The sequence below is a fragment of the Diaminobutyricimonas aerilata genome, assembly GCF_002797715.1.
GTDB classification, from domain to species: domain Bacteria; phylum Actinomycetota; class Actinomycetes; order Actinomycetales; family Microbacteriaceae; genus Diaminobutyricimonas; species Diaminobutyricimonas aerilata.
Genome location: NZ_PGFF01000001.1, coordinates 2,365,546 through 2,386,798 on the forward strand (window position 1 = coordinate 2,365,546; position 21,253 = coordinate 2,386,798).

The window sequence follows — 21,253 nt, forward strand, 5'->3', positions numbered from 1 at the left end:
GGTTCAGACCGGGTTGCGTCGGCCGTGGCCGGCGTACGGACCCTGCCAGCCGTTCTGCGCGAACACCTCGGGACGGTACCGGTGCTCGGCGAACGCCATCACGAAGAGCCAGACGACGGGCGCGAAGACGCCGAGCACGACCCACGCGCCCTCGCGCCCGAACGCGAGCCCCGTACGTTACATGCCGATGCAGAGGAAGACGAACGTGACGATGCTGCCGCCGGGGATCAGCCCGAGCAGGGCGAGCCAGCCGGGTTGCCCGCCCACCTCGAGCCAGACCCAGACGTTGTAGAACGGCACCCACGCCTTCCACTGCTCGACGCCGACCTTCGTGAAGAAGAACATCAGGGCGATCGCCTGCACCGCGTAGACGAGCGCCGCGATGAGAAGGAACGACACGAAGAAGGTGCCGAAGAACAGCGCCATGAACTCCGGAGGCAACACCGGGTTCACCAGGTCGTCGTCGTGCATGCGCGCTCCCGTCGTCGGCGGTCAGACCACGAGGTCGAGCACACCCGCACCGCTCGGCGTGAGCCGGAACCCCGCGGACGGCGCCCACTCGATCAGCGACGCCAGGTCCGCATGAACGATACCGGAGTCGAGCACGGCTCGCGTGAAGCGGCCCTTGCCCGACTTGTTGAAGTGGTTGAGCGCCTTGCGGGTGCCGTCCGGCGTCTCGGTCACGACACGCACGTAGGCCGCGTCCGGTCGCACGGGCGCCGGCCCGAGGGCGACGTAGCCCTCCGAGCGGAGGTCGAGCACGACGCCGTCGTGCTCGGCGAGCCGGGCGGAGACGCCCGTCGCCCAGTGACGACGCAACACGAGGTCGGGCAATCGCGAGTCGTGCGACAACCGGTACGCCGGGATCGGGTCGAGGGCGCCGACGAGTCCGAAGAGCGCCGAGTGCACGACGACGTGACGCCCCGCGAACCCGCGCTCCGGGGCGCCGAGCGAGGCGGCGTCGAGGGCGTCGTAGAGCACACCCGTGTACCGGTCGATCGCCGGCATCACCGGCGAATGGCGGATGTTCCGGTTGCGGTCGATCTCGAACCGCTGCGTCGGGCCGAGCTTGAGCGCCGCGGCGGCGGTCGTCGCGTTCCGGCTCACCCGGGCGAGGGCCGCGAGGGCGGCGCGGCGTTCCCGGGTGAGTTCCGGAAAGCTCAGCGCGGCCAGGTCGAGGCTCGACTCGGCGACTCCCCCGTCGCGCTTGGTCTCGGAGGGAGGAAGGATCAGGAACATCAGTCCGTCACGAAGGCGATCGCGCGTTCCGCGTTCGCGTCGATCGGATGCACGGAGTCGAGGGTCACCCGCGGGGCCAGCGCGGCCTCACCCGACCATTCCGCGTACTCCTCGAGACTCTGCTCGACGGCGTGCCAGGTGGGCTCGGCGAGGTGCGCGAGGTTCCGGCGCCGCTTCTCGAGCCGGCGCCGGTGGACCTCCGGGTCGCTGCACTCGATCTCGACGAATCGCAGCGGCACCTTGTGCTTCGCGGCGAGACGCACCCACTGCTCACGGGCGGGACCGACGGCGTTGACCGCGTCGACGATGACCGTCTGCCCGGCCGCGAGAATCGCGTCGGCGAGGGTCTCGGCAACGAGGTACGCCGCGAGCCCCGTCGGCTGATCCGGGTCGATGCCCGCGGTGAGGATCGCCGACTCGAGCGGATCGACCGAGACGGTCGCCACGCCGAGCCGGCGCCCCACGAGGGCCGCGATGGTGCTCTTGCCCGCGCCGGGCAGACCCGCCATCGCGATGAGCATCGTCAGACCAACGCGGCGTTGCGCGCGACGATCGTCACGGTGTCGTGCTCGACCGAGAGGAACCCGTCTTCGGCGTTGGCGGTGACGTTGCCGCCGCCCGCGACCGTGACACGCACCTCACCGGCACCGAGGATGGCGAGCAGCGGCTCGTGCCCCGGGAGGATGCCGATCTCGCCCTCGGTGGTCCGGGCGATGATCTGCGACGCCTCGCCGGACCACACCTCGTGATCCGCCGAGACGACGCTGACCTTGAGAGCGGCCATGATCAGCCGTTGTCCTTCTGGATCTGTGCCCACTTCTCCTCGACGTCGGAGATCGATCCGACGTTGAAGAAGGCCTGCTCGGCCACGTGGTCGAAGTCACCGCGCACGATCGCGTCGAACGACTCGATCGTGTCCTTGAGCGGAACCGTCGAGCCCTCGACACCGGTGAACTTCTTCGCCATGTAGGTGTTCTGCGAGAGGAACTGCTGGATGCGGCGCGCACGCGACACCGTGATCTTGTCCTCTTCGCTCAGCTCGTCGACACCGAGGATCGCGATGATCTCCTGCAGCTCCTTGTTCTTCTGCAGGATCTGCTTCACGCTCGTCGCGACGCGGTAGTGGTCCTCACCCAAGTAGCGGGGGTCCATGATGCGGCTCGTCGAGCTCAGCGGGTCCACGGCCGGGTAGAGACCGCGCGAGGCGATCTCACGGCTGAGCTCCGTGGTGGCGTCGAGGTGCGCGAAGGTCGTCGCGGGGGCCGGGTCGGTGTAGTCGTCGGCCGGCACGTAGATCGCCTGCAGCGAGGTGATCGAGTGACCGCGCGTCGAGGTGATGCGTTCCTGGAGCACACCCATCTCGTCGGCGAGGTTCGGCTGGTAGCCCACCGCGGACGGCATGCGGCCGAGCAGCGTCGAGACCTCGGAACCGGCCTGCGTGAAGCGGAAGATGTTGTCGATGAACAGCAGCACGTCCTGCTTCTGCACGTCGCGGAAGTACTCCGCCATCGTCAGCGCCGACAGCGCGACACGCAGTCGCGTTCCCGGCGGCTCGTCCATCTGGCCGAAGACGAGAGCGGTCTTGTCGAACACACCCGCCTCCTCCATCTCCTGGATGAGGTCGTTGCCCTCACGGGTGCGCTCACCGACACCGGCGAACACCGACACACCACCGTGGTCCTGCGCGACACGCTGGATCATCTCCTGGATGAGCACCGTCTTGCCGACACCCGCACCACCGAAGAGACCGATCTTGCCGCCCAGCACGTACGGGGTGAGCAGGTCGATGACCTTGATGCCGGTCTCGAAGAGCTGGGTCTTCGACTCGAGCTGGTCGAACGCCGGGGGCTTGCGGTGGATGGGCCAGCGCTCGGTGACCTCGAGCGTCTCGCCCGGAGTGCCGTTGAGCACCTCGCCGATGACGTTGAAGACCTTGCCCTTGGTGACGTCGCCGACGGGCACCGAGATGGCCTCGCCGAGGTCGCGCACCTCCTGGCCGCGCACGAGCCCGTCGGTGGGCTTCAGCGCGATGGCGCGGACGAGGTCGTCACCCAGATGCTGGGCGACCTCGAGCACGAGGCGCGTGCTCTGCTCGCCGATCGTGATCGTCGTCTCGAGCGCGTTGTAGATCTCGGGGATCGAGTCGTGAGGGAACTCGATGTCGACGACCGGTCCGGTGACGCGTGCGATGCGTCCGACGCCGGTCGTGGCCGACGCCTCGGGCGTCGTGACGGGGACTGTCGTGCTCATGGCTTCCCTTTTCTCCTGGTTAGTGCTTCGCCGAGGCCAGGGCGTCCGCGCCGCCCACGATCTCGGAAATCTGCTGCGTGATCTCGGCCTGGCGCGCGTTGTTCGCCAACCGGGTGTAGTCGAGGATGAGCTTGTCGGCATTGTCGCTCGCCGACTTCATCGCCTTCTGGGTGGCGGCGTGCTTCGCGGCCGCCGACTGGAGCATCGCGTTGAAGATGCGGCTCTCGATGTAGACCGGGAGCAGCGCATCCAGCACGTCGCCGACCTCGGGCTCGAACTCGTAGAGCGGCAGGATCTCGTCGCCGGGCTCGTCCACGCCCTCCACCACTTCGAGCGGAAGCAGGCGCACCGTCTCCGGCACCTGCGAGATCATGCTCACGAAGCGGTTGTAGACGATGTGGATCTCGTCCACGCCGCCCTCGTCGGTGGGCTGGATGAAGCGCTCGACGAGCGCCTGACCGATCTCCCGGGCCGTCTCGACGTCGGGGTTGTCGGTGCCGCCGGTCCACTGCCGCTCGGAGTCGCGCTTGCGGAAGGTGAAGTACCCCACCGCCTTGCGCCCGATGAGGTAGTGGATGACCTCTTTGCCCTCGGCCTCGAGCCGCGCCCGCAGTTCGCCCGCCTCGCGGATGACCTGCGAGTTGAACGCTCCGGCGAGGCCGCGGTCGGAGGTGAACAGCACGATCGCCGCGCGACGCGGGTTCTCGGGCTCGGTGGTGAGGATGTGGTCCACGTTCGAGAAGGTCGCGACGGCCGAGACCGCGCGCGTCACCGCCCGCGAGTACGGAGTCGAGGCGGCGACGCGCTGCTGCGCCTTCTGGATGCGCGACGCCGAGATCAGCTCCATGGCGCGGGTGATCTTCTTGGTCGTCTGGGCAGAACGGATCTTCTGCCGGTAGACCCGGAGTTGCGCTCCCATGTCGTTACTTTCCCTCTAGCTGGAACTCGTCGGCCGCGTTCAGCGACGGCCCTTGACGATCTTTTCCTGGTTGATGTCCTCGTCGGCGAGCTCTTCGAACTGCTCCTTGCCCGGGCCGCTCAGCGAGGAGCCGTCGCCGGTCTGGAACTCGAGCTTGAACTCGTCGATCTTCTTGTCGAGGGCGGCGACGGTGTCGTCGTCGAGCACGTTGGTCTCGCGCAGGGTGCTGAGGATCTCGGTGTTGCGACCGAGGTAGTCCAGCAGCTCACGCTCGAAGCGCAGGATGTCTTCGACGGGCACCTCGTCGAGCTTGCCGTTGGTGCCGGCCCAGATCGAGACGACCTGCTCCTCCACCGGGTACGGCGAGTACTGCGGCTGCTTGAGCAGCTCGGTCAGACGCGCACCACGGGCCAGCTGGCGACGGCTCGTCGCGTCGAGGTCCGACGCGAACATCGCGAAGGCCTCGAGCGAGCGGTACTGCGACAGCTCGAGCTTGAGCGTTCCGGAGACCTTCTTGATCGACTTCACCTGGGCGTCACCACCGACGCGCGACACCGAGATGCCGACGTCGACCGCGGGACGCTGGTTCGCGTTGAACAGGTCGGACTGCAGGAAGATCTGCCCGTCGGTGATCGAGATCACGTTGGTCGGGATGTACGCCGAGACGTCGTTCGCCTTGGTCTCGATGATCGGGAGTCCGGTCATCGATCCGGCACCGAGCTCGTCGGAGAGCTTCGCGCAACGCTCCAGCAGGCGGGAGTGCAGGTAGAACACGTCGCCCGGGTACGCCTCGCGGCCCGGCGGGCGGCGCAGCAGGAGGGACACGGCGCGGTACGCCTCGGCCTGCTTCGACAGGTCGTCGAAGATGATGAGCACGTGCTTGCCGCCGTACATCCAGTGCTGGCCGATGGCCGAGCCGGTGTAGGGCGCGAGGTACTTGAAGCCGGCGGGGTCCGACGCGGGCGAGGCGACGATGGTGGTGTACTCCATCGCGCCGGCGTCCTCGAGGGCGCCCTTCACCGCGGCGATGGTCGAGCCCTTCTGGCCGATCGCGACGTAGATGCAGCGAACCTGCTTGTTGACGTCGCCCGACTCCCAGTTGGCCTTCTGGTTCAGGATCGTGTCGATCGCGATGGCGGTCTTGCCGGTCTGGCGGTCGCCGATGATGAGCTGACGCTGTCCGCGACCGATCGGGATCATCGCGTCGATCGCCTTGATGCCGGTCTGCATGGGCTCGTGCACGCTCTTGCGCTGCATGACGCCGGGCGCCTGCAGCTCGAGGGCGCGACGGCCTTCCGACGCGATCTCACCGAGACCGTCGATCGGATTGCCGAGCGGGTCGACGACGCGGCCGAGGTAGCCGTCGCCGACGGGCACCGAGAGCACCTCGCCCGTGCGGGTGACCTCCATCCCCTCCTCGATGCCGGCGAACTCGCCGAGCACGATGGTGCCGATCTCGTTCTCGTCGAGGTTCTGCGCGAGCCCGAGGGTGCCGTCCGCGAAGCGGATGAGCTCGTTGGCCATCACGCCGGGGAGGCCCTCGACGTGCGCGATGCCGTCGCCCGCGTCGGTGACGTACCCGACCTCGGTCGTCGACGCCTGGCTCGGCTCGTACGCGCGCACGAAGTCCTTGAGTGCGTCGCGGATCTCATCCGGGCTGATCGTGATGTCTGCCATGGGTTGTTCCTTCGGGGTTTGCGCTGGGATCAGCCAGCGAGCTGAAGTCTGAGGTCGTTGAGCTTGGCGGCGATGCTGCCGTCGATGACGTCGTTCCCGACCTGCACGCGGAGTCCGCCGAGCACGCGGGGGTCGATGACCTGGTTCAGTCGCACGTGGCGCCCGTACCGGGCCGTGAGGCTCTGCTCGAGGCGGTCCAGCTGCGCCGGCGCCACGGGTGTCGCACTCGTGACCGTGGCCACCAGCCGACCGCCCTGGTCGGCCACCACGGTCGAGGCGTACCGCAGTGATTCTCTCAGGCTGCGGCCGCGAGGCTGCTGAACGAGGTGACGCACGATCGCGATGGTCTGCGGCTGGGCCTTGCCGGTGAGCAACCGGTCGACGAGGCCGACCTTCTGGTCGACGCCGCTCAGCTTGCTGCCGATCGCGAGTTCGAGCGTGGGGTCCGACGCGACCGCCGAGGCGACCGTGAAGAGCTCCCGCTCGAGGCCGTCGTCGGCCGACGCTGCGATCGCGCGCAGCCCGAGCTCCTCGACGCCGCCGAGGAGCTCCTCGGGGGTCGACCAGCGGGTCGAGGCCACCGAGTCGAGCACGGCCCTCGCCGTCGCGCCGAAGCCGGCGAACACCGCCGCGACGAGCGCGCGCTTCTCGGCCGCTCCCGCGGAGGGGTCGGCGAGTGCGGACCGGAGCTGGGCGGAGCCGCCCAGCACACGGCCGGCCTGGAGCAGCTGCTCACCGGTCGAGGCGTCGACGTTCTGGCCGTCGAGCACCTCGCGCGCGGCGGCGAGTGCTTCTCTCGTCGCTGATCCCACGGGTTACGCCTTCGCCTGCTCGGAGGCCTCGAGGTCCGCGAGGAAGCGGTCCACGATCGCCTGCGACTTCGCGTCGTCGGAGAGGCTCTCGCCGATGACGCCCGACGCGAGGTCGATCGCCAGCGTGCCGACCTCGGAACGCAGGGACACGAGCGCAGCCTGCCGCTCGGCCTCGATCTGCGCCTGGGCGTTCGCGGTGATGCGCGCCGCCTCGGCGTTCGCCTGCTCCTTGAGCTCGGCGAGGATCTTCTGGCCGTCGACGCGGGCCTGCTCGCGGATGCGAGCCGCTTCGCTGCGCGCGTCGGCGAGCTGCTTGTTGTACTCCTCGAGCGCCGCGGCCGCTTCGGCCTGGGCGTTCTCGGCCTTCTTGATACCGCCCTCGATCTGCTCCGCGCGCTCGTCGAGCGTCTTCTGGATGCGCGGGAGCACACGCCAGATGAAGAACGCCGCGACGATCGCGAAGATGACCGCCGACCAGAAGATGTCGTAGAACTCCGGCAGCAGCGGGTTCCGCGCAGTCTCGGCCTCGCCGTGCGTCTCGAACGGTGCCAACAGGAATGCGTTCAGCATCCTGCCTCCTTAAGCGGGGTCGAGATTACGGGAAGGGGATGAAGGCGACGGCGATGCCGATGAACGCCAGCGCCTCGGTGAAGGCGATGCCGAGGAACATCAGGCCGGTGAGGCGGCCCTGCAGCTCGGGCTGGCGTGCGACCGACTCGACGGTCTTGCCGACGACGATGCCCACGCCGATGGCGGGTCCGATCGTGGCGATGCCGAAGGCGACAGGGGCGATGTGACCCGTGAGTTCAGCGACGTTCACGTGTATTTCCTTCCGTGGTGAGTGGACTCGGCGGGCGCCGGGTCCGCTTAGTGCTCTTCAACCAGCGCGAGCTGGATGTAGACAGCGGTGAGCAGGGTGAAGACGTAGGCCTGGAGGGCGGCCACGAGCAGCTCGAAGAGCGTGAACGCGAACCCGAAGGCGAAGGTGCCGACGCTGAACAGGCTGTAGAAGCCGCCGGCGGTGAAGAGGAAGAAGTGCGTCGCCGAGAAGCAGAGCACGAGCAGCATGTGGCCCGCGACCATGTTCATGAGAAGACGGATGGCGAGCGTCACGGGGCGGAGGATGAAGGTCGAGACGAACTCGATCGGCGTCACGATGATGTACACCGGCAGCGGAACGCCCGAGGGGAACAGCGAGTTCTTGAAGAACGCCCCGGGGTGCTTGCGCACGCCGGCGTAGATGAACGCGATGTACGAGACGATCGCGAGCACGATCGGGAGCCCCACGACCGACGATCCGGCGATGTTGAGCAGCGGCACGATGCCCGTGAGGTTCAGGAAGATGATCGTGAAGAACATCGGCACGAGCAGCGGCAGGAACCGCTTGCCGTCCTTCTCGCCGAGCGTGTTGAAGACGATGTTGTCGCGCACGAAGCCGACCGCGAGCTCGATGACGCTCTGACCGCGGCCCGGGATGGTGCGCATGCGTCGCGTGCCGAGCCAGAAGACGAGCAGCAGCACCGCGATGGCGATGAAGCGCACGAGGATGATGCGGTTGATCGCGAACGGCGTGCCCTCGAAGAGGAGCACTTCCGGGAAGAAGTCGTCGAGGGACGGCCCGTGGAACTCTCCGCCGTCGGAGGCAAACGGTACGACCAGATTGAGAGCGTTTGCTAGCAGCGCTGACTCCTGAATCGGGGCGTGCGAGCACGCGGCGATCGGGCAAGAAGGGGGGCTTTCGTCCCCCAGCCTAGCAAGGAAGAATGCCCCCCGACGAATCGGGAGGCGGATCCGGTGTCAGCGGCCGCTGCGGGGCTCCCCCGGCAGGTCGATGTCGCTCACGTACGGGATGCGCGCACGCACGAAGGCGAGCACGTCCGCGGCGAGCGAGCCGAGCACCGCGACGACGATCGTGATGAAGAGCACGTACGGGTTGAGGAAGTCCTGGCCGCCGAGCAGGATCACGAGCACCAGGAAGATCACGAGCTTGAGCAGCCAACCGCCCATGACGATGCCGAAGAAGAGCGGGCTGAACAACTCCCCCTTCGACACGCTCACCGCAGCGAGGATCGTGAGCGCGGTCAGTCCGAGGAACACCGCGGTCATCGCCGCCCCGACGAGGGCGCCGAGCAGCCCCGGCACACCGTCGACCGCGAAGCCGATCGCGCCGCCGATCACGGCGATCGCGAGGGCGAGCAGTGCGCCGTACAGGGCGGCGCGCTTGAGCAACGGGGCGGCGGTCATTCTTTCCTGTCCTTCAGTCGTCGGAGTGCCGCATCCGTCTGGCGCGGGTCGGGCTGGTCGTCGATTTCGTTGGACGCCTCGTCGAGCGGGTCGAAGCGCGCGGTCGCCTCGTCGGCGCCGAGTTCGTCCGGGCTGAGCGACTGGACGGCGGTCTCGACCGCCTTGCGCCGGGTGAGCGGCAACAGGGTGACGACGGTGCACGCGACGAGGCCGACCGAGATGAAGGCGAGGGCCCACGCCCAGTGCACGAACAGCGGCAGCAGGCATCCGACCGCGACGACCGTCGTCCAGGCGTAGAAGATGAACACCGCGTGCTGGTGCGTGTGCCCCATGTCGAGCAGGCGGTGGTGCAGATGCCGACGATCGGCCGAGAACGGGGACTTGCCCGCGCCGAGCCGGCGCACGACGGCGAGCCCGAAGTCGAGCAGGGGCACGACGAGGATCGCGAACGGCAGGATGATCGGGATGAGCGACGGCAGCAGTTGCGACCGGCTGATGGTCTGCGGATCCACCTGCGTCGTCACCGCGATCGCGGAGGCGGCCATCAGCAGTCCGACGAGCAGCGCCCCCGAGTCGCCCATGAACAGACGCGCAGGCCGCTTCAACTGGCCCCGCACCTCCACACGCCAGTTGTACGGGATGAAGCCCAGACACGCACCGCCGAGCAGCACCGTCAGCAGCGACGCGAGGTTGAAGTACTCGGTGCGTCCGCCCGCCTGCAGCAGGTAGGCGTAGATGAAGAAGACACCGCTCGCGATCATCGCGACCCCGGCGACGAGTCCGTCGAGCCCGTCGATGAAGTTCATCGCGTTCATGACGAGCACAACGGCGAGCACGGTGAGCATGAACGACTGCGTCGGCGAGAGCAGGTACACCCCCACGACCGGCTCGCTCGTCTCCGACGGTACGACGATCGGCAGCGACACGAGCTGGATGCCGCCCCAGGCGAGCACACCGCCGGCGAGGATCTGCGCGCCGAGCTTGATCGTCCAGTCGAGATCCCACAGGTCGTCGACGACGCCGACCACCACGATCAGCAGGGCCGCGAGCAGGATCGCGAGGATGCGGTCCGGATGGTCGAAGACGATGTCGAACTCGTCGAGCTGCGACGCGAGGGCGAGGGCCGCGAGCACGCCGAGGAACATCGCGACGCCGCCGAGGCGGGGCGTCGGGCTCGTGTGCACGTCCCGGTCGCGGATCTTCGGGTACAGCTTGAAGCGCAGGCCCAGCCGCCACGTCACGTAGGCGAGCACGGCGGTCGATCCCGCCGACACCACACCGACGAGCGCGTAGAAGACTATGCGCACTTGTCGGCCCCGACCACCTCGACGATCTGCTCGTCGGGGATGACGCCGTGCCGCACGATGCGCAGCTTGCCGCCCTCCGCGAGCAGTCCCGTCGCGTCGACGATCGTCGACGACGGTTCGGCGGCCCCGGGGTAGTCCTCCCCCGCGCGTCCGTCTTCGAGGTAGACGGCGACGCTCTCGCCGAGCATGACCTCGGCGTCCGTCGCGGTCAGCGCGGGGGGCTGACCACTGAGATTGGCGCTCGACACGGCGAGCGGACCGGTCTCGGACAGCAGCTCGAGCGCGATCCGGTTGCGCGGCATGCGCAGCGCGACGGTGCCGCCGGTGTCGCCGAGGTCCCAGTGCAGCGACGGCTGCGCGGGGAGGATGACCGTGAGCCCGCCGGGCCAGAAGCGCTCGACGAGCGCGTCGACCTCCGGCGGCACGCGCTCGGCGAGTGCGGCGAGGGTCGGGATGCCCGGGATGAGCACGGGCGGCGGGGCCGTGCGGCCCTTGGCCGCGAGCAGCCGCTGCACGGCGGCGGGCGAGAACGCGTCGGCCGCGACGCCGTACACCGTGTCGGTGGGCATCACGACCAGTTCGCCGCGGCCGATCGCCGACCGCGCCAGGCGCATACCGGTCAGCAGCTCGTCGTCACGCGAACAGTCGTAGATGGGGGCCATGTCGCCCTACATCGTAGTGCGACCCTCGAGCGGGGTCGTGGAGGGCGGACTCAGGCGCGCGTGGCCGAGGTCGCCCGATCGCGCCCGAGCAGGTCGCGATGGGTCGCCGGAGCACGCCAGCCGTCCGAAGTGAGGAGCGCCGCGATCTCGGCCGCCTGCAGTTCGCCGTGCTCGATCACGAGCGTGCCGCCGGCGCGCAGCAGCCTGCTCGCGGTGCGCGACACCTGTCGCACGACGTCGAGGCCGTCGTCACCGCCGTAGAGCGCCGCGGCGGGATCGAACAGCCGCACCTCGGGATCGCGGGGCACCGCATCCGCCGGGATGTACGGCGGGTTCGAGACGACGACGTCGACGACGCCGTCGAGCTCAGGCAGGGCGTCGGCGAGATCGGCGAACACGAGCCGGGCGTTGTCGGCGCCGGTCTCGCGGAAGTTCTGCTTCGCCCAGATGAACGCCTGGGGCGAGTTCTCGACGGCGTGCACGCGTGCGTGCGGCACCTCGGTGGCGAGGGCGAGGGCGATCGCTCCGCTGCCGGTGCCGAGGTCGACGCCGACGGGTTCGGCCGACGGCACGGCCGCGAGCGCGTCGATCGCGATCTGGGCGACCGACTCCGTCTCCGGTCGGGGCACGAAGACCCCGGGTCCGACGGCGAGATCAAGGGAGCGGAACCCGGCGCGACCGGTGATGTGCTGCAACGGCTCCCGGGCGGCACGGCGCTCGACCGCCTCGGTCGCCGCGAGCAGATCGTCGGACGCGAGCTGCGCATCCGTCACCAGTCGCGCCTGCAGCGCTCCGCGCCCGAGCCCGAGCACGTGGCCGAGCAGCAGTTCGGCGTCGGCCTCCGGCGTGGGCACGCCGGCACGCGTGAGCACGCCGACGGCGTGGTCCCGGAAGGCCCGCAGGGTGACGGGGTTCATGCGCGGGGGCTCACTGGTCGCCGAGGTCGGCGAGCCGTGCCTCCTCGTCGGCCTGGATGCACGAGTCGATGACGGGATCGAGCGCGCCATCCATGACCTGGTCGAGGTTGTAGGCCTTGTATCCGGTGCGGTGGTCGGCGATCCGGTTCTCGGGGAAGTTGTAGGTGCGGATGCGCTCGGAGCGGTCCATGCCCCGGATCTGGCTCTTGCGGGCATCCGAGGCGGCGGCGGCGAGTTCCTCCTGCTGGCGCGCGAGGATGCGGGCGCGCAGCACGCGCATGGCGGCCTCGCGGTTCTGCAGCTGGCTCTTCTCGTTCTGCATCGACACGACGATGCCGGTCGGCAGGTGCGTGATGCGCACGGCGGAGTCGGTCGTGTTGACGGACTGGCCGCCGGGGCCGCTCGAGCGGTAGACGTCGATCTTGAGGTCGTTCGAGTTGATCTCGACCTCGCCGGGCTCGTCGACCTCGGGGAAGACGAGCACACCGGTCGTCGAGGTGTGGATGCGTCCCTGCGACTCGGTCGCCGGCACGCGCTGCACGCGGTGCACGCCGCCCTCGTACTTGAGGTGCGCCCACACGCCCTGCGCCGGGTCGGTCGAATTCGACTTGATCGCGACCTGCACGTCCTTATAGCCGCCGAGGTCCGACTCGGTGCGGTCGAGCAGCTCGGTCTTCCAGCCCTTCGACTCCGCGTAGTGCAGGTACATGCGCAACAGGTCGGCGGCGAACAGGGCGCTCTCGGCCCCGCCTTCGCCCCCCTTGATCTCCATGATCACGTCGCGCCCGTCATCGGGGTCGCGCGGGATGAGCAGCCGGCGCAGCTTCTCCTGAGTGGCCTCGACCTGCTCTTCGAGCGTCGGGACCTCCTCGGCGAACGCCGCGTCCTCCTTGGCGAGCTCGCGCGCCGCCTCGAGGTCGTCGGTCGCCTGCTGCCACGCCGTGTGCGCGGCGGCGATGCGGCTCAGTTCCGCGTACCGCCGGTTGATCCTCTTCGCTCTGGCCGCATCCGCGTGAACGGCGGGATCCGACAGCTGCTGCTGCAGATCCTCGTGCTCGGCCAGCAGCACCGCCACCGACTCGAACACGGGTCAGTCGTGGTGGCCGTGGCCGTTGCCGTTGCCGTGCCCGTTGCCCGGCTGCGGCAGCGACTTCTGGATCTGCATGAGGAACTCGACGTTGCTGCCGGTCTCCTTGAGCTTTCCGAGCACGATCTCGAGCGCCTGCTGCGGGTCGAGGCCGGCGAGGGCACGACGCAGCTTCCAGGTGACCTTGACCTCGTCGACACCGAGCAGCATCTCCTCGCGGCGGGTGCTCGACGCGTTGACGTCGACGGCCGGGAAGATCCGCTTGTCGGCGAGCTGCCGCGAGAGGCGCAGCTCCATGTTGCCGGTGCCCTTGAACTCCTCGAAGATGACCTCGTCCATCTTGGACCCGGTCTCGACGAGCGCGGTGGCGAGGATGGTCAGCGAGCCGCCGTCCTCGATGTTGCGCGCGGCGCCGAAGAAGCGCTTCGGCGGGTACAGCGCCGACGAGTCGACACCGCCGGAGAGTATGCGACCCGACGCGGGAGCGGCCAGGTTGTAGGCGCGGCCGAGGCGGGTGATCGAGTCGAGCAGCACGACGACGTCGTGTCCGAGCTCGACGAGTCGCTTGGCGCGCTCGATCGCGAGCTCGGCCACGGTCGTGTGGTCCTCGGCGGGGCGGTCGAAGGTCGAGGCGATGACCTCACCCTTCACCGTGCGCTGCATGTCGGTGACCTCTTCGGGCCGCTCGTCGACGAGCACGACCATGAGGTGGGCCTCGGGGTTGTTCTTCGCGATCGCGTTCGCGATGGCCTGCAGCACGACCGTCTTGCCGGCCTTCGGCGGCGACACGATGAGACCGCGCTGCCCCTTGCCGATCGGCGACACGAGGTCGATGATGCGGGTCGAGATCTTCGCCGGCTCGGTCTCGAGGCGCAGTCGCTCCTGCGGGTAGAGCGGCGTGAGCTTGCCGAATTCCACGCGCTCGGCGAGCTCGTCGTGGGGCAGCCCGTTCACGCTGTCGATCTTGACGATCGCGTTGTACTTCTGGCGGCCCTGGCCCTGCTCGCCCTCGCGGGGCTGGCGGATGGCGCCGACGACGGCGTCGCCCTTGCGCAGGTTGTACTTCTTGACCTGCCCGAGCGAGACGTAGACGTCGTTCGCCCCCGGCAGGTAGCCGCTCGTGCGCACGAAGGCGTAGTTGTCGAGCACGTCGAGGATGCCCGCGATCGGGATGAGCACGTCGTCGTCGGAGATCTCCGGCTCGAACTCGTCGTTCTGCGCGCCGCGTCCACGCTTGCGGTCGCGGTAACGGCCCCGGCCGCCGCGTCCGTCGTCCTGGGCGTCGCGCTGCTGCTGGGTCTGCTGCTGGCCACCCTCGGTGCGGCCGCTCTCGCCCTGCTGCTGACGGTCACCGCGCTGGCGGTCACCCTGCTGCTGACGGTCGCCCTGCTGACGGTCACCCTGCTGCTGACGGTCGCCCTGCTGCTGACGGTCGCCCTGCTGACGGTCACCCTGCTGCTGACGGTCGCCCTGCTGACGGTCGCCCTGCTCCTGGCGGTCGCCTCCGCGGTTGCGGTTGCGGCGCCGGCCCTGACGCTGCTCGCCCGAGTCGGAGGACGACTCGACGTCACCGTCGGCGGACTCCTGGGCGTCGTCCGACGAGACCTCGGCGGCGTCCTGCTGCGGCTGCTCGCCGCGGCCGCGTCCGCGGCGGCGCGGCGACTCGGTCGACGGTGCCTGCTCGGCGGCGGGCTGATCGGCCGGACCGGCCTCGGTGGCCTGCTCGGTGGCTTGCTGGTCGGTGGGCTGCTGGGCGGTGGTCGGCTGGTCGGCGGCCGGCGCGACGTCGGCGAGCGGCACGAGACCCGTGTCGGCCGAGTTCACGTGCGAGACGGCGGCGACGGGCGCCTCGCCCGGAGCGGCGGTGACCCGTCGGCTGCCGCGACGTCGCGGAGTGGCGGTTGCGGTCGGGGCGGGGGCCTGCGGCGCCTCCACCGGGGCGGCGGCGGGAGCCGTCTCCACCGGAGCGACGTCCGCCGGCGCGGCGTCGGCAGCGGGGGCCTCGACCTCGACCGGCAGGTCGAGCTGCGGGGCGTCGGCGGCGACGGTCTCGCCGCCCTGGCTGTCGGAGATCAGGTCCACGAGTTCTCCTTTACGAAGTTTCGAGGCAGCGGGGAGGCCGAGCCGAGCCGCGAGTGCCTGCAGCTCGGGCAGCCTCAGCTTCGCGAGATCGGTGCGGGACTCCACGACGGGAGGGTGCGAGGGCGCGTCAGTCAAGGGGTGATTCCTTATCTCCCGAGCAGAGAACGTTCTCGGGCTTCAGCATCGGCCGGATCGCCGGCGTGTGATGCTGCGGTAAGCGAGTGCTTGAAATGGATGCTGTCCGGGGCCGCTGCGTCAAACCAGCGCGTCAACCGAATGCGGCACCACTGTAGCACCTTTGAAGTCGACGGCCAGCATGAGCGCCTGCCACGCCGTGTCGGCGTTCGCGTCGACGAGGGCGGCGGCGACCTGCCGTTCGGCAGGGCTGCTGCCGAGCACGAGGATGGACGGACCGGCACCCGAGACGACGGCCGCGAGACCGTTCGCGCGCAGCACGGTGATGAGCCGATCGGTCTCGGGCATCGCGCTCGCGCGGTAGCTCTGGTGCAGCTTGTCCTCGGTCGCCGCGTGCAGCAGCTCGGGGCTCTGGATGAGCGCGGCGATGAGCAGGGCGGAGCGTGAGACGTTGAAGATCGCGTCCTCGTGCGGCACCGATGCGGGCTGCAGGCTGCGGGCGAGCTTCGTCGACATGGTGGCCTCGGGCACGAGGATGAGCGGCGAGACGCCGCGGTGCACGGTGAGCTTCTTGTGCTGCGGGCCGTCCGGCGTCATCCACGCGATCGTGAGGCCGCCGAAGATCGCCGGGGCGACGTTGTCGGGGTGGCCCTCGAGGTCGGTGGCCAACGTCAGCACGTCTTGCGCGTCGAGTTCGACGATGCCCTCGAGCAGCCCCTTCGCCGCCATGATGCCCGCGACGATCGCCGCGCCGGAGCTGCCCATGCCGCGGCCGTGCGGGATCGAGTTGTGCGCGACGAGGTCGAGGCCCGGCATCGGGACTCCCGCGCGCGCGAAGGCGTGGCCGATCGAGCGCACGACGAGGTTCGACTCGTCCGTCGGCACCTCGCCCTCGCCGACACCGCGCACGTCCACCGTGGCGCCGGGCTGCTCGCGCACGGTCACCTCGAGCTCGTCGTAGAGGGCGACCGCGAGTCCCAGGGTGTCGAACCCCGGTCCGAGGTTGGCGCTCGTCGCCGGGACCTTGACGTGGACCGACCGGCCCACCGGGACGGCGGTCATGACCGCCCGAGTCCGAGCACGCCGGCGATCTCGTCGACGTCGACCGGCACGACCGTCGGGCTCGCCTCGACGCCGTCCGGTCCGCGGAGGGCCCACTGCGGGTCCTTGAGTCCGTGCCCGGTCACCGTGAGCACGACGGTCGCGCCGCGCGGCACCGCGCCCGCTTCCGAGCGCTCGAGCAGCCCGGCGACGCTGATGGCGGAGGCGGGTTCGACGAAGATGCCGACCTCACGGGAGAGGATGCGGTGAGCGGCGAGGATCGCGTCGTCGTCGATGGCCCCGAAGTACCCGTCGGTGGCTTCGCGCGCCTCGAGGGCGAGCTTCCACGAGGCGGGATTCCCGATGCGGATCGCGCTCGCGATCGTGTCGGGATGGCTGACCACCTCGCCGCGGACGATCGGGGCGCTGCCTGCGGCCTGGAAGCCGAACATGCGCGGCAGCTTGGTGCTGATGCCCCGCTCGAGCTCCTCGCGGTATCCGCGGGTGTACGCGGTGTAGTTGCCCGCGTTGCCGACGGGGATGAAGTGGAAGTCGGGGGCGTCTTCGAGCACCTCGACGACCTCGAACGCGGCGGTCTTCTGCCCCTCGATGCGGTCGTTGTTGACCGAGTTGACGAGGTGCACCGGGTAGTTCGCGGCGAGATCGCGGGCGATGTCGAGGCAGTCGTCGAAGTTGCCCTGCACCTGCAGCAGCTCGGCGTTGTGCGCGATGGCCTGGCTCAGCTTGCCCATGGCGATCTTGCCCTCGGGCACGAGCACCGCGGCGGTGATGCCGGCGTGGGTCGCGTACGCGGCGGCCGAGGCGGAGGTGTTGCCGGTCGAGGCGCAGATCACGGCCTTCGCGCCGTGCTCCACGGCCTTCGAGATCGCCATCGTCATGCCGCGGTCCTTGAACGACCCGGTCGGGTTCATGCCCTCGTACTTGACGAACACCCGCGCGCCCGTGCGCTCGCTGAGCGCGGGCGCCGGCAGGAGCGGAGTGCCGCCCTCGCCGAGGGTCACGACCGGGGTCGCGTCGGTGACGTCGAGGCGGTCGGCGTATTCGCGGAGCACGCCGCGCCACTGATGAGCCATCGCTCTATAGTCCTTCTACTCGCAGAACGGATTCGACCGAGTCGACGACGTTCCGGGATTCGAGCGCATCGACGGTCGCGGCCAGAGCGGCCTCGCTCGCCTCGTGGGTGCCGATCACCAGGGTAGCGGTGGCCGGTCCACTCTCCTGACCATCGCCGACATGCTGCTCGACCGCTTCGACCGACACGCCGTTGTCGCTGAACACCCCCGCGATGGCGGCGAGCACACCCGGCTGGTCGAGCACGCGCAACGTGATCTGGTACCGCGTGGTGACGGCGGTGATGGGCAGCGCGGGCAGGTCGGCGTGGGTCGATTCCGCGACGCCGGGGCCGCCGACGACGTGCCGGCGTGCGGCGGAGACGAGGTCGCCCAGCACCGCCGACGCCGTCTCGAGCCCACCCGCGCCGGCGCCGTAGAACATCAGGCTGCCCGCGGCCTCGGCCTCGAGGAAGACCGCGTTGTTGGCTCCGTGCACCGCGGCGAGCGGGTGCGCGAGCGGCACGAGGGCCGGGTGCACGCGGGCGCTCACGCCGTGCACGCCGGTCGCGGGGTCGGTCGCGCGTTCGCAGATCGCGAGGAGCTTGACGACGTAGCCGGCCTTGCGGGCGGCCACGACCTGGTCGTGCGTGATCGAGGTGATGCCCTCGCGGTAGACCGCCTCGAGCGGCACGCTCGTGTGGAAGGCGAGACTCGCGAGGATCGCCGCCTTCTGCGCCGCGTCGTAACCCTCGATGTCGGCGGTGGGGTCGGCCTCGGCGTAGCCGAGCTCGGTCGCGACGGCGAGCGCGTCGTGCAGGCTCTCCCCCGTCGAGTCCATGCGGTCGAGGATGAAGTTGGTCGTGCCGTTCACGATGCCGAGGATGCGCTCGACCCGGTCGCCGGCGAGGCTGTCGCGCAGCGGGCGGATGATCGGGATCGCCCCGCCGACGGCGGCCTCGTAGTAGAGCTGGGCACCGACCTGCTCGGCGGCCTCGAACAGCTCCGGCCCGTGCGTGGCGAGCAGCGCCTTGTTGCCGGTGATGACGTCGGCGCCCGAGTTGATCGCGGTGAGGATGTGGGTGCGGGCGGGCTCGAGGCCGCCGATGAGCTCGACGACGATGTCGGCGCCGAGGATGAGCGACTCGGCGTCGGTCGTCAGCAGCTCGCGCGGGATGTCGGCACGACGGGGGGCGTCGAGGTCGCGCACGGCGACGCCGACGAGCTCGAGCCCGGCGCCGACGCGCTGCGCGAGCTCCTCCCGGTGCTCGAGCAGCAGTTTGGCGACCTGCGAGCCCACCGACCCCGCTCCGAGGATGGCGATGCGCAGGTTGCGGTACTCGATCATGCTCGATCTCCGGTGTCGGTTCGGGTGGCGGGGGCGGTGGCCGTGGTGAGGCCCATGTCGCGGGCGAGGAGGTCGTCCTCCGTCTCGCCGCGGACGATCAGGCGGGCGTCGCCGTCGCGCACCGCGACGACGGGTGGACGCCCGAGGTAGTTGTAGTTGCTCGCGAGCGACCAGCAGTACGCGCCGGTCGCCGGCACGCCGAGCAGGTCGCCGGGGCGGATGTCGCCCGGCAGGTACTCCGCGTGCACGACGATGTCGCCGCTCTCGCAGTGCTTGCCGACGACCCGCGAGAGCACCGGCTCGGCGTCGGAGGCGCGGGAGAGCACGCGGGCGGAGTACTCGGCTCCGTACAGCGCCGGTCGGATGTTGTCGCCCATGCCGCCGTCGACGCTCACGTAGAGCCGGGTCGCCGAACCCGTCGGCGCCACGCGCTCGACCGGCTCCCCCGCCTGCACGGGGTCGGGCACGGGGAGGGAGACCTCGACGGGCTTGATCGTGCCCACTTCATACACCGTGACGGTCGACGGACCGATGATCGCGCGGCCCGGCTCGACGGCGACGGCCGGCACGGGGATGCCGAGCTCGGCGCACGCGTCGGCGACGATGTCGGCGAGGGCGGCGGCGATGCCGGCCACATCCGGTGCCTCGTCGACCTCGGTGTAGGCGATGCCGAATCCGCCGCCGAGATTGAGCTCGGGCACCGGCCCGCCGGCGAGCAGTCGCGCGTGCACGGGCAGCAGCCGGTTCGCGGCCTCGGCGAAGCCCTGGGTCTCGAAGATCTGCGACCCGATGTGCGAGTGGAGCCCGAGGAACTCGAGCGAGTCCTCGGCGCGGATGGCCGCGACGAGCCGCTCGACCTCGGTGAGGGGTACGCCGAACTTCTGGTCCTCGCGGGCGGTGGCGAGGAACTCGTGGGTGTGGGCGTGCACGCCGGAGTTGACCCGCAAGCGGACCGCCTGGCGCCGGCCGTGACGGCGGGCGGTCTCGGCGACCCGGCCGATCTCGGCCTCGCTGTCGAGCACGATCGCGCCGAGCCCGACGCTCACCGCACGATCGAGTTCGCGGTCGGACTTGTTGTTGCCGTGCAGTCCGAGGGCGGCGGGCTCCACCCCCGCGGCGAGCGCCACGGCGAGTTCACCGCCGCTCGCGACGTCGATGCGCAGTCCGGCCTCGCGGACCCAGCGTGCGACCTCTGTGCTGAGGAACGCCTTACCCGCGTAGTACACCGCCGCGCGGGAGCCGACGCGCGCGAACTCACGATCGAATGCCGCCCGCACGTGCTCCGCACGCCCACGCACATCAGCCTCGTCGACGACGTAGACGGGGGTGCCGAAGCGCTCGCGGATCTCGTCCACGCCGACGCCCCCGATGCGCACGACCCCGTCGGCGCCGCGTTCCACCGCCGACGACCAGACGCGGTCGGGCAGGGCGTTCACATCACGCGGCTCACGCAGCCACTCGGGAGCGAGCGGATTGACGGGCACGAGACCTCACAGGGGATCGGGTTCATCGACGGTGAGGCGAGCGGACCCGGCTTGGTCCCTGAAGCCACACGCATAGTACCGAACCCGGCACCCGCCTCAGTGCTTCGACGAGCTCAGCAGGACCGCTTCGACGAGCTCAGCACAAGCGCTTCGACGGGCTCAGCACGAGCGCTTCGACGAGCTCAGCACGAGCGCTTCGACGAGCTCAGCACGAGCCCCGGTCGGAGAGGGTGTCGCTCGAGAGCACGAGGTCGCGCGCGCTCACGGTGATGACCAGCGCGTCGGCCTGGATGATCGCGTCCTCCAGCACGACGCCGCGCGGCAGTAGCTCGGCGGCGCAGAAGGGCACCTCGAGGCGGGAGATGTCGGGGAAGATCTGGTCGAGCCGCAACGACGCTCCCCCACCGGTGAGCGTCACCTCGGCGGGCGTGAGGAGGATGCGGCCGTCGTCCACGGACGGGGCGAGATCGGCGAGGAAGCTGATGTCGAGCCCGAGGAACTCGGTGGCGCCTTCGTAGCGCACCACCCCGTCGACCAGCTGGAAACCGCCCACCGCGTCGACCGGGGTCACGACCTCGTTGAGCGCCTCGGAGTCGATCACGAGCCGGCCCGTGCCGCTGCGCACCGGCGTCGTGCGATCCGTGGGCACCCCGTTCGCGACGATGCTCGCCGACGCGGTCGTGCCCTCGACGGCGATGCTCGGGGCGTCGAGGATCACCTGGTCGAACGAGCCGGCCAGGTACTGGGCGAGGAACGAGAAGCCGCCGATGTGCACGTCGACCGCGCCCGAGCCCTCCGGTAACCGCGAGGCGATCTCCGCCTCGAGGCGCTGCTGGGCGTAGTGCCGGCCGAGGGAGTCCGCCGCGACGAGGCCGCCGACGATCAGCACGAGCAGCACCGACAGCACGATCGGCCACCGCTTGCGCCGCGGGCGCGGCGTGGCCGGCTCGAGCACCACGGTCTGCTGCTCGCCGCTCAT

Annotated in this window: 23 protein-coding genes; all 23 read right to left on the reverse strand. The window is 69.9% G+C overall.

What is annotated here, in order from left to right; genetic code table 11:
* Positions 1-3 precede the first annotated feature (3 nt).
* The 23 genes from CLV46_RS17075 to CLV46_RS11510 all read right to left on the reverse strand — a co-directional run bounded on the left by CLV46_RS17075 (position 4) and on the right by CLV46_RS11510 (position 21,253).
* Positions 4-138: a hypothetical protein gene (locus tag CLV46_RS17075; protein WP_281253572.1), complete on the reverse strand. Its 135-nt coding sequence runs from the start codon at positions 136-138 to the stop codon at positions 4-6.
* A gap of 39 nt (positions 139-177) precedes the next feature.
* Positions 178-471: a DUF5684 domain-containing protein gene (locus CLV46_RS11405; protein ID WP_100364879.1), complete on the reverse strand. Its 294-nt coding sequence runs from the start codon at positions 469-471 to the stop codon at positions 178-180.
* Between the two features lie 21 nt (positions 472-492).
* A complete protein-coding gene (locus CLV46_RS11410; RefSeq protein ID WP_100364880.1) occupies positions 493-1,239 on the reverse strand; it encodes a YaaA family protein in 747 nt (248 codons plus the stop codon).
* A complete protein-coding gene (locus CLV46_RS11415) occupies positions 1,239-1,748 on the reverse strand; it encodes a P-loop nucleotide/nucleoside kinase family protein (RefSeq protein ID WP_245866763.1) in 510 nt (169 codons plus the stop codon). Before CLV46_RS11415 ends, CLV46_RS11410 begins: the two co-directional genes overlap by 1 nt.
* Positions 1,749-1,762: 14 nt before the next feature.
* Complete coding sequence (locus tag CLV46_RS11420) at positions 1,763-2,023, reverse strand: F0F1 ATP synthase subunit epsilon (RefSeq protein ID WP_100364882.1); 261 nt, start codon at positions 2,021-2,023, stop codon at positions 1,763-1,765.
* Positions 2,024-2,025: 2 nt separating this feature from the next.
* Positions 2,026-3,489: a F0F1 ATP synthase subunit beta gene (gene atpD, locus CLV46_RS11425; protein WP_100364883.1), complete on the reverse strand. Its 1,464-nt coding sequence runs from the start codon at positions 3,487-3,489 to the stop codon at positions 2,026-2,028.
* 19 nt (positions 3,490-3,508) lie between these two features.
* Positions 3,509-4,408: a F0F1 ATP synthase subunit gamma gene (locus CLV46_RS11430; RefSeq protein ID WP_100364884.1), complete on the reverse strand. Its 900-nt coding sequence runs from the start codon at positions 4,406-4,408 to the stop codon at positions 3,509-3,511.
* 39 nt (positions 4,409-4,447) lie between these two features.
* Positions 4,448-6,085, reverse strand: a complete 1,638-nt coding sequence (gene atpA / locus CLV46_RS11435; protein ID WP_100364885.1) for a F0F1 ATP synthase subunit alpha — start codon at positions 6,083-6,085, stop codon at positions 4,448-4,450.
* 29 nt (positions 6,086-6,114) lie between these two features.
* The gene (locus CLV46_RS11440) at positions 6,115-6,897 is read right to left on the reverse strand and encodes a F0F1 ATP synthase subunit delta (protein ID WP_100364886.1); all 783 of its coding nucleotides are present in this window, start codon (positions 6,895-6,897) and stop codon (positions 6,115-6,117) included.
* 3 nt (positions 6,898-6,900) lie between these two features.
* Positions 6,901-7,467, reverse strand: coding sequence for a F0F1 ATP synthase subunit B (locus CLV46_RS11445; RefSeq protein ID WP_100364887.1), 567 nt, complete (start codon positions 7,465-7,467; stop codon positions 6,901-6,903).
* 25 nt (positions 7,468-7,492) lie between these two features.
* Positions 7,493-7,717: an ATP synthase F0 subunit C gene (gene atpE, locus CLV46_RS11450; protein ID WP_100364888.1), complete on the reverse strand. Its 225-nt coding sequence runs from the start codon at positions 7,715-7,717 to the stop codon at positions 7,493-7,495.
* A gap of 47 nt (positions 7,718-7,764) precedes the next feature.
* The gene (gene atpB, locus CLV46_RS11455; protein WP_100364889.1) at positions 7,765-8,577 is read right to left on the reverse strand and encodes a F0F1 ATP synthase subunit A; all 813 of its coding nucleotides are present in this window, start codon (positions 8,575-8,577) and stop codon (positions 7,765-7,767) included.
* A gap of 117 nt (positions 8,578-8,694) precedes the next feature.
* The gene (locus CLV46_RS11460; protein WP_100364890.1) at positions 8,695-9,141 is read right to left on the reverse strand and encodes a Cg1360 family ATP-synthase-associated protein; all 447 of its coding nucleotides are present in this window, start codon (positions 9,139-9,141) and stop codon (positions 8,695-8,697) included.
* Positions 9,138-10,442: an MraY family glycosyltransferase gene (locus tag CLV46_RS11465; protein ID WP_100366032.1), complete on the reverse strand. Its 1,305-nt coding sequence runs from the start codon at positions 10,440-10,442 to the stop codon at positions 9,138-9,140. Before CLV46_RS11465 ends, CLV46_RS11460 begins: the two co-directional genes overlap by 4 nt.
* Positions 10,439-11,110 carry an L-threonylcarbamoyladenylate synthase gene (locus CLV46_RS11470; protein WP_100364891.1) on the reverse strand — a complete coding sequence of 224 codons (672 nt, stop codon included), beginning with the start codon at positions 11,108-11,110 and terminating at the stop codon, positions 10,439-10,441. Before CLV46_RS11470 ends, CLV46_RS11465 begins: the two co-directional genes overlap by 4 nt.
* A gap of 50 nt (positions 11,111-11,160) precedes the next feature.
* Positions 11,161-12,027: a peptide chain release factor N(5)-glutamine methyltransferase gene (prmC, locus tag CLV46_RS11475; protein WP_100364892.1), complete on the reverse strand. Its 867-nt coding sequence runs from the start codon at positions 12,025-12,027 to the stop codon at positions 11,161-11,163.
* A 10-nt stretch (positions 12,028-12,037) separates the two neighbouring features.
* Entirely contained in the window at positions 12,038-13,114 is a 1,077-nt protein-coding gene (gene prfA, locus CLV46_RS11480; RefSeq protein ID WP_100364893.1) for a peptide chain release factor 1, read from the reverse strand.
* Between the two features lie 3 nt (positions 13,115-13,117).
* Positions 13,118-15,301 (reverse strand): transcription termination factor Rho, encoded by a 2,184-nt coding sequence (rho, locus tag CLV46_RS11485; RefSeq protein WP_245866771.1) that lies wholly within the window; start codon positions 15,299-15,301, stop codon positions 13,118-13,120.
* Positions 15,302-15,451: 150 nt separating this feature from the next.
* Positions 15,452-16,393 (reverse strand): homoserine kinase, encoded by a 942-nt coding sequence (thrB, locus tag CLV46_RS11490; RefSeq protein WP_100364895.1) that lies wholly within the window; start codon positions 16,391-16,393, stop codon positions 15,452-15,454.
* Complete coding sequence (gene thrC / locus CLV46_RS11495) at positions 16,390-17,466, reverse strand: threonine synthase (protein WP_100364896.1); 1,077 nt, start codon at positions 17,464-17,466, stop codon at positions 16,390-16,392. Before thrC ends, thrB begins: the two co-directional genes overlap by 4 nt.
* 4 nt (positions 17,467-17,470) lie before the next feature.
* Complete coding sequence (locus CLV46_RS11500; RefSeq protein ID WP_100364897.1) at positions 17,471-18,790, reverse strand: homoserine dehydrogenase; 1,320 nt, start codon at positions 18,788-18,790, stop codon at positions 17,471-17,473.
* Positions 18,787-20,274, reverse strand: coding sequence for a diaminopimelate decarboxylase family protein (locus CLV46_RS11505; RefSeq protein WP_100364898.1), 1,488 nt, complete (start codon positions 20,272-20,274; stop codon positions 18,787-18,789). The genes CLV46_RS11500 and CLV46_RS11505 overlap by 4 nt, the downstream gene beginning before the upstream one ends.
* A 205-nt stretch (positions 20,275-20,479) precedes the next feature.
* Positions 20,480-21,253, reverse strand: a complete 774-nt coding sequence (locus CLV46_RS11510) for an LmeA family phospholipid-binding protein (RefSeq protein WP_100364899.1) — start codon at positions 21,251-21,253, stop codon at positions 20,480-20,482.